At 43.8% G+C, this 16,882-nt stretch carries 15 protein-coding genes and 3 pseudogenes; 12 read left to right on the forward strand and 6 right to left on the reverse strand.

Features of this window, described 5'->3' with window-relative positions; all coding sequences use genetic code 11:
• Positions 1-86 precede the first annotated feature (86 nt).
• A pseudogene (locus NYG90_RS10530) lies at positions 87-851 on the forward strand (anaerobic C4-dicarboxylate transporter family protein); the annotation flags it as partial.
• 402 nt (positions 852-1,253) lie between these two features.
• Positions 1,254-1,826 (forward strand): annotated as a pseudogene (locus tag NYG90_RS10535) (anaerobic C4-dicarboxylate transporter family protein); the annotation flags it as partial.
• A gap of 101 nt (positions 1,827-1,927) precedes the next feature.
• Here NYG90_RS10535 and NYG90_RS05160 read toward each other — a convergent pair.
• Positions 1,928-2,941, reverse strand: a complete 1,014-nt coding sequence (locus NYG90_RS05160) for a YeiH family protein (protein WP_258552217.1) — start codon at positions 2,939-2,941, stop codon at positions 1,928-1,930.
• Positions 2,942-3,138: 197 nt separating this feature from the next.
• On the opposite strand from NYG90_RS05160, the gene NYG90_RS05165 reads away from it, so the two are divergent.
• From NYG90_RS05165 to NYG90_RS05195, 7 genes are all read left to right on the forward strand, one after another.
• A complete protein-coding gene (locus NYG90_RS05165; protein ID WP_285256815.1) occupies positions 3,139-4,131 on the forward strand; it encodes a glycosyltransferase family protein in 993 nt (330 codons plus the stop codon).
• Between the two features lie 69 nt (positions 4,132-4,200).
• On the forward strand, positions 4,201-5,166 hold the full coding sequence (locus tag NYG90_RS05170; protein ID WP_285264796.1) for a methyltransferase FkbM: 966 nt from the start codon (positions 4,201-4,203) through the stop codon (positions 5,164-5,166).
• Positions 5,167-5,223: 57 nt separating this feature from the next.
• The gene (locus tag NYG90_RS05175; RefSeq protein ID WP_285256813.1) at positions 5,224-6,168 is read left to right on the forward strand and encodes a glycosyltransferase family 2 protein; all 945 of its coding nucleotides are present in this window, start codon (positions 5,224-5,226) and stop codon (positions 6,166-6,168) included.
• Positions 6,169-6,190: 22 nt separating this feature from the next.
• Positions 6,191-6,661, forward strand: a complete 471-nt coding sequence (locus tag NYG90_RS05180) for a hypothetical protein (RefSeq protein ID WP_285264797.1) — start codon at positions 6,191-6,193, stop codon at positions 6,659-6,661.
• Between the two features lie 20 nt (positions 6,662-6,681).
• Positions 6,682-7,140 carry a class I SAM-dependent methyltransferase gene (locus tag NYG90_RS05185; RefSeq protein ID WP_350338548.1) on the forward strand — a complete coding sequence of 153 codons (459 nt, stop codon included), beginning with the start codon at positions 6,682-6,684 and terminating at the stop codon, positions 7,138-7,140.
• A 49-nt stretch (positions 7,141-7,189) separates the two neighbouring features.
• On the forward strand, positions 7,190-7,312 hold the full coding sequence (locus NYG90_RS05190; protein ID WP_285264798.1) for a hypothetical protein: 123 nt from the start codon (positions 7,190-7,192) through the stop codon (positions 7,310-7,312).
• A 41-nt stretch (positions 7,313-7,353) separates the two neighbouring features.
• A complete protein-coding gene (locus NYG90_RS05195; RefSeq protein ID WP_285256809.1) occupies positions 7,354-7,485 on the forward strand; it encodes a hypothetical protein in 132 nt (43 codons plus the stop codon).
• Between the two features lie 190 nt (positions 7,486-7,675).
• On the opposite strand, the gene NYG90_RS05200 is transcribed toward NYG90_RS05195, so the two are convergent.
• The 5 genes and pseudogenes from NYG90_RS05200 to NYG90_RS05220 all read right to left on the reverse strand — a co-directional run bounded on the left by NYG90_RS05200 (position 7,676) and on the right by NYG90_RS05220 (position 14,514).
• Positions 7,676-8,887 (reverse strand): glycosyltransferase, encoded by a 1,212-nt coding sequence (locus tag NYG90_RS05200; RefSeq protein ID WP_285256808.1) that lies wholly within the window; start codon positions 8,885-8,887, stop codon positions 7,676-7,678.
• Positions 8,839-10,443 carry an arginine--tRNA ligase gene (gene argS / locus NYG90_RS05205; RefSeq protein WP_285264799.1) on the reverse strand — a complete coding sequence of 535 codons (1,605 nt, stop codon included), beginning with the start codon at positions 10,441-10,443 and terminating at the stop codon, positions 8,839-8,841. The genes NYG90_RS05200 and argS overlap by 49 nt, the downstream gene beginning before the upstream one ends.
• 308 nt (positions 10,444-10,751) lie before the next feature.
• A pseudogene (tatA, locus tag NYG90_RS05210) lies at positions 10,752-10,949 on the reverse strand (twin-arginine translocase TatA/TatE family subunit); the annotation flags it as partial.
• Positions 10,950-11,018: 69 nt separating this feature from the next.
• Positions 11,019-11,669: a guanylate kinase gene (gene gmk / locus NYG90_RS05215; RefSeq protein WP_285256806.1), complete on the reverse strand. Its 651-nt coding sequence runs from the start codon at positions 11,667-11,669 to the stop codon at positions 11,019-11,021.
• A 1-nt stretch (position 11,670) separates the two neighbouring features.
• Positions 11,671-14,514 (reverse strand): hypothetical protein, encoded by a 2,844-nt coding sequence (locus tag NYG90_RS05220; protein ID WP_285256805.1) that lies wholly within the window; start codon positions 14,512-14,514, stop codon positions 11,671-11,673.
• Between the two features lie 65 nt (positions 14,515-14,579).
• Here NYG90_RS05220 and NYG90_RS05225 point away from each other — a divergent pair, with 65 nt between their 5' ends.
• From NYG90_RS05225 to NYG90_RS05235, 3 genes are read left to right on the forward strand one after another with little or no spacing between them, the layout of a single operon-like run.
• Positions 14,580-15,101 carry a phospholipase D-like domain-containing protein gene (locus NYG90_RS05225; protein ID WP_285256804.1) on the forward strand — a complete coding sequence of 174 codons (522 nt, stop codon included), beginning with the start codon at positions 14,580-14,582 and terminating at the stop codon, positions 15,099-15,101.
• Positions 15,102-15,120: 19 nt separating this feature from the next.
• Positions 15,121-15,960, forward strand: coding sequence for a CheR family methyltransferase (locus NYG90_RS05230; RefSeq protein WP_258552214.1), 840 nt, complete (start codon positions 15,121-15,123; stop codon positions 15,958-15,960).
• A 13-nt stretch (positions 15,961-15,973) separates the two neighbouring features.
• On the forward strand, positions 15,974-16,621 hold the full coding sequence (locus tag NYG90_RS05235; RefSeq protein WP_285264800.1) for a CheB methylesterase domain-containing protein: 648 nt from the start codon (positions 15,974-15,976) through the stop codon (positions 16,619-16,621).
• The last annotated feature ends 261 nt before the right edge of the window (positions 16,622-16,882 follow it).

Below are 16,882 nucleotides of genomic sequence, written 5' to 3' on the forward strand. Positions count from 1 at the left end.
GATTTTAATCAAATGGCGTGGGCTACGAGATTAGGGCGTATTTTAGAATCTAGGGCTTTTCAATATAAAATAACCAAAGGATTACAATGGAAATGTTAGTGCTTATACTTCAAGTTGCCGTGCTACTTGGAGCTATTTTTATCGGTATTCGGCTTGGCGGTATGGCGATAGGCTATGCTGGTGGATTTGGTGTCGTTGTGCTTTGTCTCTTTTTAGGTATGAAGCCCGGAGCCATTCCTTGGGATGTTATCTTAATCATTATGTCCGTTATTGCAGCTATTGCAGCTATGCAGCTTGCTGGTGGGCTAGACTATATGGTGCAAGTAGCTGAAAAGATTCTAAGAAAGAATCCAAAATATATTAACTACCTTGCCCCAACGGTTACCTACTTTTTGACATTTTTGGCAGGGACTGGACATACGGCATTTTCTATGATACCTGTGATTGTAGAAGTGGCAAAGGAGCAAAATATTAAGCCCTCTGCCCCGCTTTCAATCGCTGTGGTTTCTAGCCAAATCGCCATTACCGCAAGTCCGGTAAGTGCGGCTGTGGTGTATATGACCGGTGTGCTAGAGCCACTTGGCTGGAGCTATCCTACTTTGCTTTTAGTGTGGCTTATCACAACCTTTAGTGCGTGTATGCTGACTGCTTTTGTAGTAAGCAAGTTTTTCCCACTTGATTTGAGTAAAGATCCTGTATATCAAGAGCGGCTAAAAGCTGGGCTTGTGAAACCCACAAGCGGTGCAGCACATATTGAGCTAAGAAAGGGTGCGAAGCTAAGTGTTGGGATATTTCTTGCAGGTGTGCTTTGCGTGGTGATTTATGCGACTTCAATATCAGATGTCGTGCGTAAGCCTATGCTAGATTTTGTAAGTAAAAATATCCCTGTGTATGTCAATAAAGAGCTAGATTCTATAAAGAATGAAGCAACTTCACTTTTAGCGTTCAAAGATAGTGGGCAACTAAAGCTAGAAAAGCAAAACCTTGTTGCACCGCTAGAATCTTTGAAAAAAGCTTATGTGGATTCTATCCCTGCGATTAAGGCAAATCCAAGTGATACACAAAATTTACAAAATGCCTTTGTTACGGCAAAAGATGAGATTGCTGCCATTACTAAAAATGAGCAGAATGAAAAAGCCCTTGAGCTTATAGAATCTAAGCTAGATTCGCTCAAGAATGAGCTAAACACTATCTTGCCTGATTTCGCACAAAAAGATGGAATGTTGGCAAACTTATCGGCAATAGTGAAAAGCTACATTGACCCTGTGCGATTGCCACGCGATGGGGCGATTATGAGCTTTATGCTGATGATTGCGACTTTGATTGTGATTTTCTGCAAGGTAGAAACGGGCAAATTGCTTGATGCAAGCACATTTAAAGCGGGGATGACAGCGTGTGTGTGCGTTTTAGGCGTGGCTTGGCTTGGCAATACTTTTGTTGATGGTTATAGGGCAGAGATTGGTGATTTAGCCGGTAAGCTTGTGGGCGATTATCCCGCACTTTTAGCAGTAGCCCTTTTCTTTGCGAGTATGCTGCTTTACTCACAAGCAGCTACGGCTAAGGCGATTATGCCGGTGGTGATTGCTGCACTTGGTATCACCGCTACAAACGCAGATTCTGCGTATATTTTGGTAGCAAGTTTTGCGGCTGTATCGGCATTATTTGTGCTTCCTACTTATCCAACGCTTCTTGGTGCGGTGCAAATGGACGACACCGGCTCTACTCGCATTGGCAAATTTGTCTTTAACCACAGCTTCATACTTCCGGGCATTATAGCCATAGTATTTGCTGTGGCTTTAGGCTTTGCCATAGCTCCGTTATTCTAAAATCTTTGCATAGAATCTTTTTAGATTCTATGCGCCTTTTTTATGCTATTTTGCACTCATATCTCCGCTTCTTATTCACTCAAGCAGATCCCCAATCTCACTTAAGCTAGAATCCACACCAAGCCAAACCCCAGCCCACTCACAAGCACAAAAAGCAATAGCCCAAAGCCAAACACCCCCTTAGCACTGCCCATAGTTTTTATATCAATCTGCAAGCCAAGTGCGCACATCGCCATACTCAAGCACAGCATACAAGCAAACTGGGCAAACCCCACAATAGCCTCTGGGATCGCGACAAAAGAGTGCAAGATCACCACCGCCACAAAGCCTAGCGCGAAATAGGGGATATAGAGCTTTTTAGCACTTTTGCCTTGCCCATATCTATCAAACAAAAACGGCACGATAAACAGCACAGGAGCCAGCAGAGCCACGCGGATCATCTTTTCAATAAGAGCGATATTCGCACCCTCTTGCCCTAGCACATCACTTGCTCCCACGACATTTGCCACTTCATACAAGCTAGCCCCCATATATAAGCCCATTTGCGAGACACTAAAGGGCAAAAGCCCAGCACTATACACAATCGGGTAGGCAAACATCCCCAAAAGCCCAAATACCACCACACTGCCTATGGCTATCGCGCTTTTTTGGGCATTAGCACGCAAGGCGGATTCTAGAGCTAGCACCGCAGCTGCCCCACAAATCGCACACCCAGCACTCATCAAAATCGCTAGCTCCCTATCAAGCCTAAAGATTTTCACCCCTATGACAAAGCCTGCTACAAGTATCCCAGCTACCACAGCTACCGCCACGCCCACGCCCGCAAGCCCCACGCTCTGTATATCTGCTAGAGAGACAAAAAACCCATACAAGATAATCCCCAAGCGCAAAAGCTTTTTACCGCTAAAATCCACTCCACTCCTACACTCATCAATGATCCTAACCCCAAAGCCACGCAGCACACTTGCCACAACAATACTTAGCACGATCCCCAAAATAAGCGGCGAAATATGCCACGCACTAAAGAAGCTAGTCTTTGCCAATGCGATGCTACACACTGCTAACACCAAAGTAAAAGTGATCCCTAAAACAAACGAGGTATAAGCTTTTTTCATCATTGTCCTTTATAATTGTTCTGCCACCACCAAGCCAAAGGCAAAGCGCGATTGCAATTTGATTAAGCGCGGCATTGCAAGGCGCATTGTAAGTCAAAAGTTATAAAGCTAGCATAAATACCGCGCATACATACACTAGTTTAAGGGCTAGATAGCTATAATGCACTCTTTACTTACTTAAAGAAGGTTTAGGATTTATGGATTCTACACTTGCGCCAATCGTGCTTTTTACCTACAATCGCCCACGGCACACTAAAGCCACGCTAGAAGCCCTAAAGGGCAATCTCTTAGCCAAGCAAAGCCACCTATATATCTACCAAGATGCACCTAAGCAAAATGCCCCACAAGAGCAAAAAGACTCCGCCCTAGAGGTTACTAAGCTTTTGCAAGAAGTCATTGCTAGCAATGAAAATGGCATATACTTTAAGACAATCACCCTAATCCAACGAGAGCGTAATTTCGGGCTAGCGGATTCTATCATCGATGGTGTTACAAGCATTATCAACAAACACGGCACCATTATTGTGCTGGAAGATGATATTGTTGTCTCTCCTGTGTTTTTAGACTATATGAATACTGCCCTTAAAGTCTATGCAAATGAAAAAAAAGTATGGAGCATAGCAGGCTGGGGATACCCCATTGATACCCAAGGCTTAGGGGATTGCTACTTTTGGAGAGTCCCTCACTGCTGGGGCTGGGCTAGTTGGGGGGATCGATGGCAGTATTTTAAGCGCGATATGTCTTTGAATTTTAAAAACTCTTTTAGCAAGAGTGATATTGCTTATATCAATCTTGATAGCGTGGCTGACTACTTTAGCCACTTTACGCTCAATCATAAGGGCAAGATAAAAACTTGGGCGATATTTAATTATCTTATCGCTTATAAGCACAATGCCCTAACACTCTGCCCAAGCCTTTCATACATCAAGCAAATAGGTTTTGATGGAAGTGGGGTGCATTGCGGTGACAATGGCAATATTTTAAATGCTTCCAAGATCAATACAAAATTCCCCATTCTCTTCCCTGATACAATCGTAGAATCCACTTTAGCACTACAGAGGATAAGGGATTTTGAGCTAACTCACAAAACAACTATAACAAAGCGCATAGCACACAAAATACAAAAAATCTCCACAATAATGCAAAAAAGCTTATCTGTGATAGCTCATAGGGGGGGGGGCAGCATATAATCTAAATTATGCACTCATACACACAAATACCGCTTATTGTAATAATGTGTGTGCAAGTAGGGCAGCATAATGCAGCCCCCTATCTATCGCTGTCAAAATGCTGTATTGCTACTCTTTTTCAATCGCCTAGACACCACGCTTGCTGTGCTAGCACAAATTGCCAAAGTCCAGCCCAAAGTCATCTATCTAGCCCAAGATGGTGCTAGAGATGATAAAGAGCTAGCGCAAGCTGCGCTATTGCGCAGACGCGTTATAGAGCATATTACTTGGGAGTGTAAAATCCACACGCGATTTTTGGATACAAATTTAGGCTGCAAGCTCGCTGTAAGCTCGGCTATATCGTGGTTTTTCTCGCAAGAAAAGCAGGGTATTATCCTAGAAGATGACTGCTTGCCTAGCATAAGCTTTTTTAGATTCTGTGATGAGTTATTAGAGCGATATAGCAATGAACAGAAAGTCTTTATGATAAGTGGCTGGAGCGGACTTGATTTTGCTAAAAATACTTCGGTAGAAACATTGCACCCAAAGGCACAGCTGCAAGAAGACTACTTTTTTTCTAAATACCCACATATTTGGGGCTGGGCTAGCTGGGCTAGAGCGTGGCAAAAGTATCAACTAGAATTTAGCGACTTTGAAGCAGAATTTAGATTGCTTGATAATTTCTACTCCGTTAAAGAAAAACGCTATTGGTATAAAATCTTAAAAGCCTATGCACAAGGCAAAATAAATACTTGGGACTATCCTTTGGCATATAGTGTATGGAAACACAAAGGGCTTTGCATTTATCCTAAGAATAATATGATCAAAAATATTGGATTTAATAGAGATGATGCCACGCACACCACAGGAGAATCTAAATTTGCCACAATGCCAAGCTATGAGCTAGCTTTCCCCATCATACACCCAAGCTCTACCCAAGCCCACGCCATAGATACCACAGCTTTCCACATAGCCTTTCATCAGCCATCTATATATGCAAGAATCGCAAAAAAACTTACCAAACTCTTCAAAGCTTCAACAATCCCCAAACATTAGCCTAACGCACGCCCATTGTGCTATAATCGCACAAATTTATCAAGAAAGCCCACTATAATGGATACAAGCACGCAAGCACAATCCCCGCTTATTTCTGTCATCACCATTGTTTATAATGATATAGCCCATATTATAGAAACAATGGATTCTGTCATCGCGCAAGACTATCCGCAATTAGAATACATCATCATCGATGGCGCAAGCAGTGATGGCACAAAAGAAGCAATTATGCGCCACATACAAGCGTGCGCAAAAGTGGATTCTAGGGGCAAAGGGGTAGCGAAAACAACCCACGCGCACAATGAAAAAAGTGGATTCTACCTTGAAGCCACGCATAAAGAGAAAAATCTCACTTTTAAATTCCTAAGCCAAAAAGACAGCGGGATCTATGAAGCGATGAATAAAGGCACAGAGCTTGCCACAGGGCAGTGGTGCAACTTTATGAATTGTGGGGATAGATTTTATAGCCCAAATGCATTAAAGGAGTTTTTCGCTTATTTTTCTCACCAAAGCACGCAAGGTTCGCTACAAACACAGCCCCAAATCACTCCCCAAATCCTTTATGGCGACTCCCAGCTTATCTATGATGACACCCACTCTAAAATCCTCTATGCCTCCACCAAATCGCATAAATACCGCCACCACTTTATCCATCAATCCGCCTTTATCGCCACCCCCCTTATGCAAGCCTACCGCTATGATACAAGCTTTAAAATCGCAGGAGATACGGACTTTTTCGCCAAGGCTTACAATAATGGCGTGAACTTCTATCATATCCCGCTTGTGGTCTCAAGCTTTAGCCTAGAGGGCGTAAGCTCACATCTCTCGTGGCAGATGTTTAAAGAAGACTGCCAAATCGGCTATAAATACAACCGCCTTTTCCCCTTGCTCCACGCACTCAAATATCTTTTTTGGATTATTCCGCGCGTGTGTATCCGCGAGCTTATCCCAGCAAGATTCCGCAGCCAAGCTAGAATCCTACTAGGTAAAAAGACAAGCTAATCCCAAACTACAAGGAGTTTTTATGTATCTTGACACCCCTGCAAAAAAGCCCACGCTTAAAAGCATTTTACGCAAGTGCTACCGCAAAGCCCAAGCTATCTTTGGGCAAGTAGATTTTGTCCCAAGTGGGCATTTCTACTCGCCCATTGCCAATGCCAAAGAGATAGAAGAAGGCATTGCCAATCGCTCCTATGATCCACGCGATTTAATCGGCATAGACTTAAAGCTAGAATCCCAAAGGACATTACTGAAAAAATTTGCTACGCTTTATGCAGAAATGCCTTTTAGAGATTCTAAGCAGCCGCATTTGCGTTACTATTTTGACAATCAAGCCTACTGCCACAGCGATGGAATCTGCCTCTATGCGATGATACGCCACTTGCGACCACAAAGGATTATAGAAGTAGGCTCTGGCTTTAGCTCCGCGCTTATGCACGATGTAAGAGAGCTTTTCTTCACAGGTAAGAATCTAATGGGGGGGGGGGCAAAATAAACTCTCTGCACATTACCCACATTGAGCCCTACCCCGCCCTTCTCCACTCTCTCTTAAAACAAAGCGATATAGATTCTCCCCTCACACGCATTTTGCCTCACCGCCTACAAGAGATAGATGAAAAGCTTTTTGAAGAGCTTGAAGCCAATGACATTTTATTTATAGATTCTACACACATTGCCAAAATCAACTCCGATGTCAATAGAATCTTTTTTGAGATTCTCCCTAGGCTTAAACGCGGCGTATATATCCACTTCCACGATATTTTTTATCCCTTTAGCTACCCAAATGATTGGCTAAGGGACAAAAACTCGTGGAATGAAGCCTATCTCTTGCGTGCATTTTTAAGCTTCAATCCTGCCTTTGAAATTGTCTTTTTCAACACTTGCTTAAATCATCTCTACAAAGATGAGTTTGCCGCCGCACTGCCCCTAAGCCAGAAAAATACCGGCGGAAGCTTATGGCTTAAAAAGCTATAAGCCAAGCTGCCTGCCCTGCAACACAATGTGGAGCAATTATGCAGACTCTATGCCAGCCCCCTACTCCATAGAATCCATTAAATCCACTTGCCCTAGAATCCACTTTTTATCGTCATTGCGAGTGGTGCTTGGCATCCAAACTAGAATCCACTTTTGCAAAAGTGGATTCTAGTCTTTGCGCGTTTTTTCTGCTTGGGATTCCAAGATTGCGTTATGGATCGCCACGCCTTTTTCAAGGCTCGCGATGACAATGGGGAGCTGTCATTGCGAGCGAGTATAACGAGCGTGGCAATCCAATGTAAGCGAAGCGGCGCAAGAGCAATCCACAAAGCGAAGGTTTTTTAGAAAACAAGTAAAACGCTCGGCGTTAGCCGATGTTTCTTTAGAAAACAAGCGATAGCGGTGCGAGCGTGAGCTCGCAGGTTTCTTTAGAAAACAAGCGAAGTGCAGTTTCTTTAGAAAACAAGCGAAGCGATGTTTCTTTAGAAAACAAGTAAAATGCATTCTTAGTAATCCATAGGTATTTTGCTAGAATCTACAATGTCTTAAAAAGCTCTTCCCACTGCTGCAAGACCGCAGATTTAGAAAACTGCTCTTCCACGCGCTCTCGCACGCTAGCCCCACACTCTTCGCGCAAGCTGCTTGATCGCATAAGCTCCTTTAGGCGCGTAGCATAAGCTTGCATATCATTATCGTGTATCAAATTTTTAGGACAAGGTATCACATCGCTAGGTCCGGTATTGACATCAAAAGCGATGAGAGCAAGCCCAATAGAGCCTGCTTCTAGCAGCACCATAGGCAGGGCTTCATAGTAGCTAGTCATCGCGTATATGCTGGCTTTGGCGTATTCTTCTTGGATTGTTTTGCTAAAGGGCTTTAGGATAATGCTAGATTCTAGCCCTTTTTGCGCGATTTTTTCTTCTAGCTCACACTTAATCTCGCCATCGCCTATGACACAGAGCTTCCAGCTAGCAAACTCTCCACTACACTGCACCATCTCCCATATATCAATAAGCCGTGAAAAGCCCTTTTGATCGCCCTCTTCCATACGCCCCACAGATAGCACCACCTGTGCGGAGCTATCACACTCCTTTTTGCTAGCAAATTCTGTGATGAAATTTGGGATCACGCTCACGCGCTTATAGTGCTTGCGCCACAAGTCATACTGCTTATTTGATAGCACTACAATGCCATCAAAGCTTTTGGCACGCGAGCGTGGGCGAGAAAATGGCAGATGAAAGACTTTGATTGTCTTTGGAAAGGCATTAAAACGCAATAAGGGGGGGGGCAGATAGATATGATCATTGTCAATAAGAAAGTCAAAGCCCCTAGCAAGTGCGCAAACCTTATGGCTTAACACACGCTCAAAGATATTGCGATAGTAGAGTTTATAGAGCTTGCTTTTTTGGGCTTTTTGGTGCATTGGCGCACCGCTAAATTCATAGATATAGCTAAGGCGCACGCGAGAGTCTAGCACATAAGGCAACTCATCATACCGCTTAAAACAACTACAAACCCCAACCTCATAGCCCAGAATCTGCACAAAGGCATTAGCAAGATTTACCACCACGCGCTCTATGCCGCCTTTGCGCGTGATGTCGCCTATGACAAAAAGCACTTTAGTTGTGGTGGATTCACCAACCCTAGAATCCACTTTCACACTAGAATCCTTTTTTGCGTCTTTGGCATTGCTTTGGGCTACATCTGTGTCTTTGCCTCTATGCCAAGCAGATCTAGGGCTTGGCATAGGGCTTGGCTTACCAGCATAGAAGCTTTAAGAAGCGGGGCTTGAAAAGTGGATTCTAGGATTTTATGCGCATTGTAGAATGCGTGGAACTCTCCAGCAAGGGATTTGGCGTATTCGCAGATTTTCTGCAAGCTTTTCTCCTCCCACGCCATTTGCGCCACTCGCGGCAGTAGCAGAGCTTCAAAGACTAGCTCCCTAGCCGCCACTAAAGCCGCACTAGAATCCACTTTTTGAGCCAAATCTGCTTGGAGTATGGCACTAGGCTCTAGGGGGGATTTTTTCAGCAAAGTGTGGATTCTAGCATTGGCATAGTTGATATAAAAAATAGGATTGCTAGAATCCTGCTTGCTTAGTGTGGCGACATCAAATTCTAAATGCGTATCAGGCTTTTTAGAGAGAAAGACAAAGCGCAGCGCATCAGCTCCAATATCCGCTAAAACATCGCGCATAAGGATAAAATTCCCCGCGCGCTTGCTCATTTTATAGGGCTTGCCATCTTTAAGCAGGCTTACCATTTGGGCTAGAAGCACTTGTAGCTTTGAAGAATCATAGCCCAAATACTCGATACTCGCCTTTACTCTAGCGATATAGCCGTGGTGGTCAGCTCCCCAGATATTGATATAGCGCGAAAAATCGCGGGAAAATTTATCGCCGTGGTAGATAATATCTCCCGCCAAATATGTCGGCTCGCCATCTTCACGCACGATCACGCGGTCTTTCTCATCGCCCTTTGTGCTTGAAGCAAGCCAAAGCTTACTATCTTGCTCATAGACGCCTTGATGAGCCTTGAGCCGCTCTAGCGTGCTATCCCAGCGTGTGAAAAGCTCTTTTTCACTCACATAGTTATCAAAGTGGATTCCACACGCCGCGAGATTGTCCTTGATCTCTTGAAGCATTAGATCCTTGCCAAAATCACTTAGGACAGGGATTTGCTCCTTGGTCATTATCTCTTGCCCAAAATGCGCGATAGCAGACTTAGCAATATCGATGATATATTCACCCTTGTAGCAGTCATCATCGTATTCCACGCTATCGCCCAGCAGCTCCCTGCCCGCTAGGTAGATCGATTTCCCCAGCTTGCCAATCTGCGCGCCTGCGTCATTGACATAGTATTCACTGCTAATGCTATGCCCAAGATAGCTCCCTAGCCTCTGCAAGCTATCGCCTAGCACCGCCCCACGCGCGTGTCCTATATGCAAAGGACCTGTGGGGTTTGCGCTCACATACTCAAGCAAGATTGTCTCGCCCTGCGCCAAAGGCACGCTAGAATCTATATGCTTTTTGCCCAAAGCAGAGCTAGCAAAACTCTCTAGCAACGAATCTTTCAACAAGAGATTGATATAGCCCCGAACTTGAGTAACTTTGGCAAACGCGCTATGCCCTTCTAGCTGTGCGCATAGCTCTTTTGCGATCACCTCTAGAGATTGCTTGCGTGCCTTAGCTAGCGTAAATGCCACAGGCGTAGCAAAATGCCCAAATTCTCTGTTTTTAGGTCGCTCTAGCACAATCTCGCAATGCGTGATTTGCGAGATAATGGACTTGACATATTCATACATTTCTTGCCTTGCTTTATGATCTACTTGGTGCTTTTTGCTGATTTTGCTTTGGTTGTTTCGCTAGATTTTTTGGCTTTAGTTTGTGTGGATTTCTTAGGCTTGGCTTCTTTGCTAGATTTTGGGCTTTTGGAACTTTTGCTCGATGTATCTTTGGGTTTGTTTGTAGAGCCTTTAGGGCGTCCGCGCTTTTTGGGTGCTTCTGCTGTGCTTACTTCAAGGCGCACCACTTGTGGTGCAGGCGCACTCACAGGCGCATTTATAGAAGCCTGACTTGCTACGACTTTAGCTTCTACGATCTCTTTACTATCACTTTTTGCGATGGTTTGCTGCGTGGGTTGCGCGGGCGTTGGCATATCGCTTTCATCATCATCGCGCACGGCTTTTTTGAAGCCCTTAATCCCTGTGCCAAGCCCTTTTAGAAGCTCGGGGATCTTTTTCCCTCCGCCAAATAGCAACAACACCACGAGTAAAACAATCAGCCAATGCCACCAACTAAAACTTCCCATATTTGCTCCTTGTGTAAAATAGGCGGTATTCTAAGGTGTTTTTATTTAATTGTAAATATCTATCCTAGACTACTGCTTCATATCTTCGCCAACATCTTGCCACAGCGACTGATAGATACTAGGCTGCGGGATAAACTCCAGCGAAGTGGCAATGCCAATAATCGCGCGCTTAGAGCTTTGCAAATCATCATTGACGATAAGATAGTCAAAATGCGAGAGCTGCTGCATTTCATTATAAGCGTGCAATAATCGCAGCTCGATATTTTGCGTAGAATCTGTCTGCCTACTCTCTAGCCTCTTGCGCAAAATCTCCTTGCTCCTAGTTGTGATAAACACTGATCGCGCGAGATTCCCATAATACTCCTTGATACTTTGATGTCCTTGCACATCAACATCAAATATCACAAGCTTACCCTGCTCTAAAGCCAGCGTGATAGGTGATAACGCTGTGCCATAGTAGTTATTATGCACTTGCGCCCACTCTAGAAACGCACCCTGCTTAATATCTGCTATAAACTGCTCTTGACTCACGAAGTGATAATCCACCCCATCGCGCTCACCATCTCTAGGGGCTCGCGTAGTCGTAGAGATAGAGAAGTAAATATCACTAAAATGCTCTTGCAAAATCTTGCACAAAGTAGATTTGCCCGAGCCGGATGGTCCAGATAGGATCAGTATCCGCCCAAACAACGCCCCTTGAGTCGCTTGAGATGCTGGCATACTATTTGTCATATGTATCCGCGAAGCTGATATTGATAGAGATTTTCGCGCCATTGAGCAAAGAGCGGATTTCTTGAGCGGATTTATTTGCCAAAAGCTCACTAAAAAGCTGGGCTTGTGTTTGATTGGCTTGGGTGGAGCCGCCAGAGCGGTTATCTGCGTGGGTATTTTCTGTGCTACCTAGCGCATTATCCCTGCTTTTTCTTTCATTGCTTTTTGCAAACGGATCCAAATCGCCAAGTGATTGCATTTCATCACGCAAGGCATTGATAGCTTGCAAGCTTGAGCCAAACTCACCTAAATCATCAAGCGTGGCTTGATCTTGGATCTCCTCTTGCTCCTCTTGCGCTTCTTCTAGCTCCTGCAAATCGTGCGCCACCATAGAATCTAACGCCCCTGTCAAAGCACTAGAATCTTGCAATGCACTAGCCCCTTCACTAGAATCCTCCACGCCAAACTCTCCCAAATCCCCAGCCAACTCGGAGTTTTGTAGCATAAGATCTTGCGACTCCTGCGCCAAAGCACTAGAATCTTGCATAGATTCTAGCTCGGCTATATCCTCTAGCCCCTGCCCTATTAGCTCTTCTGCTAGATTCTTATCTATATCCTTATGGCTTGATTCATCGCTAGATTCTAGTGTGCTTGCCTGCAAATCGTGCTCTTGCATATCTGCTTCTTCTTGCACGCCTTGCAAATCCTCTTGCACACTCTGCTCTTGCATATCTGCTTCTTGCAAGCCCTCTATATCCGTGCCAACTTCCAAAGATATAGGCAAGTCATCTTGCACGCCTTGCTCTATACTATCTAGCACACTCTCTTGCGCGACAAGATCCTGCGCGCTAGAATCTAGCTTGCCTTGGCTAGATTCTATATCTGCGGATTTTACAAGGTCTGCACTTGGCTCATCTTGGCTAGATTCTAGCTTGAGATCATCACTCATATCACTAAGTGGGTCTTGAAGTGGATCTTGCGGATCTGTAGATTCTGCTAAGCTAGATTCTATGGCTTGCTCGCTAGTAGGTAGATCTTCGCCCAATGCCTCGCAAATCTCACTCTCACTTAGCTGCAAATAATCCTCTTGCATATCTGCGCTAGATTCTTCTGCCTGCTCCACTTGCGCAAGATCATCAAGCTCAATATCAGCAAACTCTTCTTCACCCAAAGCCATATCGTGATCTGTGGCTGTGGCTTCTTGATTAGATTCTAGCTCTTGCATATCTTGTGGCTGCTGTGTCTCTTGCTCTTGCAATGAGTCCTTTGCATCCGTATCTTGCTCTTGTGTCTCCACATCTTGCGTCTCCTGTGCTGCCGTAGAATCCACTCCCTCCTTGCTATCATCAAGCAGAGTTTTGACAAGCTCAACCTCATCTTGCGGGAGGATCTCGCACTCCTGATTAGATTCTAGAGAGTCCTTACCATTTAGCTCGCTAGCTTCTTTAATATCCGCACTATCTTCTTCTGCTAGATTTTGCGCCTGCTTATGTGAAGAATCTTGATCAATCTCTGCGATCACTTCTTGTGTTTGAGTCTCTTTAGACTCTGTCTCTTGCTCTTCATCAGCCTCCAAAGAGTCAGCAAATCTCTCATCTATATCTACACCAAATTCTAGGATCTCATCACCTATGATCTCATCATTTAGCTCTAGATTCTCTTGCATATCCGCTTGAGTATCGCCTTTTTGACTATCGCCATTATCTAAGGCAGTGTCGCTCACAAGATTATCTACCATACCTAAGTCATCTAAGTCGCTCTCTTTGCTACTTGACTCGCTGGATTCTAGAGATTGCACTTTGTCTTGCTCCAATGTCTTAGCACTAGAATCTGCAATAGATAAATCCAAAGGATCTGGCGTATTTTGTGCTATCTCATCACCGATCTTATCTACTGCCTCGCCCGTATCTTTTGCTACATTTGGCTCTAAATCATTGGATTCTAGGATGTTTTCAAGCGTATCTTGATCTGTCTCTTGCACATCTTGTGCTTCATCGCCTAGATCGATCGGCTTGGCACTATCTGCTGCACTCTCAGCTAGATCTTGTCCAGAATCTAAACTCAAATCACCCAGATTACCCAGATCTAGCGGTATTTCATCACTGCTATCATTTGCAGTCACATCAGCACTAGGTTTATCCCCACCCAGCTCATCTAATGCCCCTACATCAAGATCCTCCATATCTCCATCTTCTAGGAGATTAACCTCATTGCGCCCATTACTCATCTCATCTATCATTGCACCTACATCACTAGCACTGCTACTCTTTGTATCTTCCCCACTATCTTCTTGCCCTATATTTTGTTCATCAATTTCTTGCGCAGCTTGTGTTGTGGATTTCTCACTAACACTAGAGAGATCTAAACTATCTGGGAGTGATGGAAGCGCAGAGACATCATCAAACTCCTGTGTAATATCAAAATCCCCCAATTTATCTAGCGCATTCATATCTAGCTCCGGCATTTGCACACTATCATCAACTTGGGCAATCTCATCTTGTGTAACTTCAGAAGCATTGTGCAAATCCTGCCCAACTTTTAGTAACTCTGCTTGCAAAATATCCAAAATCTCCGTAGGTAAAAATGGCTTTTTCACGAGATAGGAAAACTCTTTAATCGCCTTGGTTTTAGCATACAACATACAGCTCAAAAAGTCTTGTGCTATGGATTTTACACGATCTCTATCCTGCCCTAGCCCACTCTCATCAACAAAGACAAAATACTCTTTTGTCAATGTGCTTACATCACACTCATCAGTGCTTATATAGCTTATAAGCGTGATCCCTGTTTTCTTCGCAGTGGCTTCAATAAGCTTTGCAACCATTGGATCGGTATTGATCAAAACGATTTTCATAAAGTTACCTATTTTAGAGTAAAATGGCACGGATTATAGCATATTTTTCACCCAAGGGGCTTTTGATGAGAAAAATCCTAGTGTTTTTGGCAAGCTCGTGGCTTATATGTGAAGCAAAAAGCGAGCTATTTATGTTGCCCTATGAGCAAGATAAAGCCTTCAAAAGCCTGCACAGCTCACTCAAACGCGCACAAAAAAGCATCGATATAGCCATTTATAGCTTCACCAATAGAGAGCTAGCAAAAGCTCTCCGCGATAGCGCGCAAAGAGGCGTGAAAATCCGCATAATCTTTGATGAGAGTAGCAAAAACGACTCGCGCTCAATGATCGGCTATCTTGATAAATACAACAATATCTCCACCTGCCTGCTCAAAGGAGGAAAATCCCCAAAAGGTAACTACTATGGTATAATGCACCAAAAGCTCGCCATAATCGATAAAAATCTTCTCTACATCGGTTCAGCTAATTGGAGTAAAAATGCGTTTGAAAACAGCTATGAAACGCTTTTTTATGATGATGATAATTATCTTGTCTCTAAGGCTGCGCGCTATTATGAAGATATGTTCAAATCCTGCCGAGCATTTTAATCTAGCCTAAAGGACACTCTTGAATATAGACACAGCCAAAGCGTTCAAAGAGATCCAATCCTATCTCCACACAATCACAGGAATTTACCTAGACATCTCTAAACAAACAATGATGAAAAACCGCCTAGATTCTCTCAAGCAGTTTCCTGTCTTTGATAGCATTACAACTGCAAGTGAGCTTATCGCGCTTACTAGCAAAAACCCCCAAGCAAAGCAGCTTTTCATCAATGCCTTTACCACCAATCAAACAGACTTTTTCCGCGAGAAAGTGCATTTCCAAGATATGCTTGATCGTGTTTTGCCAGCACTTTTTCAAAACCAATTCAATATCAAAATCTACTGCGCTGCTTCATCAACAGGCGAAGAGCCTTACTCCATAGCCGCCACTGTGCTATATGCTAGCGAGATATATAACTCTTCTTGCAATGTGGAGATTTATGCAAGTGATATTGACACAAAAGTCTTGCAAGATGCTAAAGATGGGGTTTTCACCCTAAGCCCCACGCTCAATCTCCCCAACTGGGTCAATATGGATAGATATTTTGACACCTTGCAAGTAGCTGCAAATGGCACAAAAACTATCCGCGCTAAGACAGTGCTAAGAAAAATGATCAAGTTTTTTCAGCTAAATTTGCACGACTCCACCTATCCATTCCACCAGAATGAATTTGATATTATTTTTTGTCGCAATGTGCTTATTTATTTCCAGACCCAAGAGCAAGAGCAGATTCTAGGAAAGCTCTTGCGATTTTTAAAGACAAATGGCACGCTATACATTGGACACGCAGATGATATTTTAGGACTCAAGGATAAGGTAGAGAGACTAGGCAATAAAACTTATATAAAAATACGAGATTAGCCTAAGGATAACTATGAGAGAAATAGAAGAAAAAAAACATCCAGATGTGCTACTAAAAAGCAATCCTTGCTTAATCAATCGTGAAAAGCTTATTGTCATAGGCTCTTCTACCGGAGGTCCCATCGCCTTAGAAGAAATCTTTGTCGCACTGCCCGCGTGCAATCTCCCGCCCATTGTCGTAGTCCAGCATATCCCCGAGCATTTTAGCCAAACGCTAGCCAAGCGACTTGATACAAAATCTAAGCTTAGTGTCTTTGAAGTCAATCAACGCTTCGTGCTTAAAAATGACTGCATTTATCTAGCAAAAGGCGGGACACAAATCGCGCTTGGCTATGAAAATGGCAAATATTCCGCCCATCCTATCCTAGATGCCCCTAGGATCTCAAGGCATCGCCCAAGCGTGGATATTCTCTTCCGCGCAGCCAACAACATTGCCGGGCGCAATACTTTAGCGATCATTCTCACAGGTATGGGTGATGATGGCTGCATAGGCATTAAGGAGCTGCACGATAATGGCGCAAAAACAATCGCGCAAGATGAGCAAACCTGCGTGGTATTTGGTATGCCAAAACGCGCGATAGAAGTAGGCGCGGTCGATGAGATTTTGCCGATCAGTAAAATCGCAGATAGGATTGTCAAATTTGCCCAAAGTAACAAGTAAAGATGACAATCAATAACTCTATCATAAAACCCAAGCACGCCCCCTACTTTATCTCTAGAAACACCCCTAGCAATTTTCTTAAAATCCACAAAGCTAGAATCTAGTTTTGCAATACACTTCTATGCTTCTACCCAATGCACCTACACTACCGCACTTCTAAGGCAACACTCATTGGTGATAATTTTACACATTTATTTTTATAGATGTTACTATTTTACAATCATAAATGGTATTTGACCTGCATATCATTTTATCACCGAC

Source organism: Helicobacter zhangjianzhongii, assembly GCF_030249855.1.
GTDB lineage: Bacteria > Campylobacterota > Campylobacteria > Campylobacterales > Helicobacteraceae > Helicobacter_B > Helicobacter_B zhangjianzhongii.

Excerpts from the sequence above, each read along its gene's own strand:
- NYG90_RS05160 (WP_258552217.1), bottom strand. The coding sequence starts at position 2,941 with ATGAAAAAAGCTTATACCTCGTTTGTTTTAGGGATCACTTTTACTTTG.
- NYG90_RS05165 (WP_285256815.1), top strand. The coding sequence starts at position 3,139 with ATGGATTCTACACTTGCGCCAATCGTGCTTTTTACCTACAATCGCCCA.
- NYG90_RS05170 (WP_285264796.1), top strand. The coding sequence starts at position 4,201 with ATGCAGCCCCCTATCTATCGCTGTCAAAATGCTGTATTGCTACTCTTT.
- NYG90_RS05175 (WP_285256813.1), top strand. The coding sequence starts at position 5,224 with ATGGATACAAGCACGCAAGCACAATCCCCGCTTATTTCTGTCATCACC.
- NYG90_RS05180 (WP_285264797.1), top strand. The coding sequence starts at position 6,191 with ATGTATCTTGACACCCCTGCAAAAAAGCCCACGCTTAAAAGCATTTTA.
- NYG90_RS05190 (WP_285264798.1), top strand. The coding sequence starts at position 7,190 with ATGCCAGCCCCCTACTCCATAGAATCCATTAAATCCACTTGCCCTAGA.
- NYG90_RS05195 (WP_285256809.1), top strand. The coding sequence starts at position 7,354 with ATGGATCGCCACGCCTTTTTCAAGGCTCGCGATGACAATGGGGAGCTG.
- NYG90_RS05200 (WP_285256808.1), bottom strand. The coding sequence starts at position 8,887 with ATGCCAAGCCCTAGATCTGCTTGGCATAGAGGCAAAGACACAGATGTA.
- argS (WP_285264799.1), bottom strand. The coding sequence starts at position 10,443 with ATGTATGAATATGTCAAGTCCATTATCTCGCAAATCACGCATTGCGAG.
- gmk (WP_285256806.1), bottom strand. The coding sequence starts at position 11,669 with ATGCCAGCATCTCAAGCGACTCAAGGGGCGTTGTTTGGGCGGATACTG.
- NYG90_RS05220 (WP_285256805.1), bottom strand. The coding sequence starts at position 14,514 with ATGAAAATCGTTTTGATCAATACCGATCCAATGGTTGCAAAGCTTATT.
- NYG90_RS05225 (WP_285256804.1), top strand. The coding sequence starts at position 14,580 with ATGAGAAAAATCCTAGTGTTTTTGGCAAGCTCGTGGCTTATATGTGAA.
- NYG90_RS05235 (WP_285264800.1), top strand. The coding sequence starts at position 15,974 with ATGAGAGAAATAGAAGAAAAAAAACATCCAGATGTGCTACTAAAAAGC.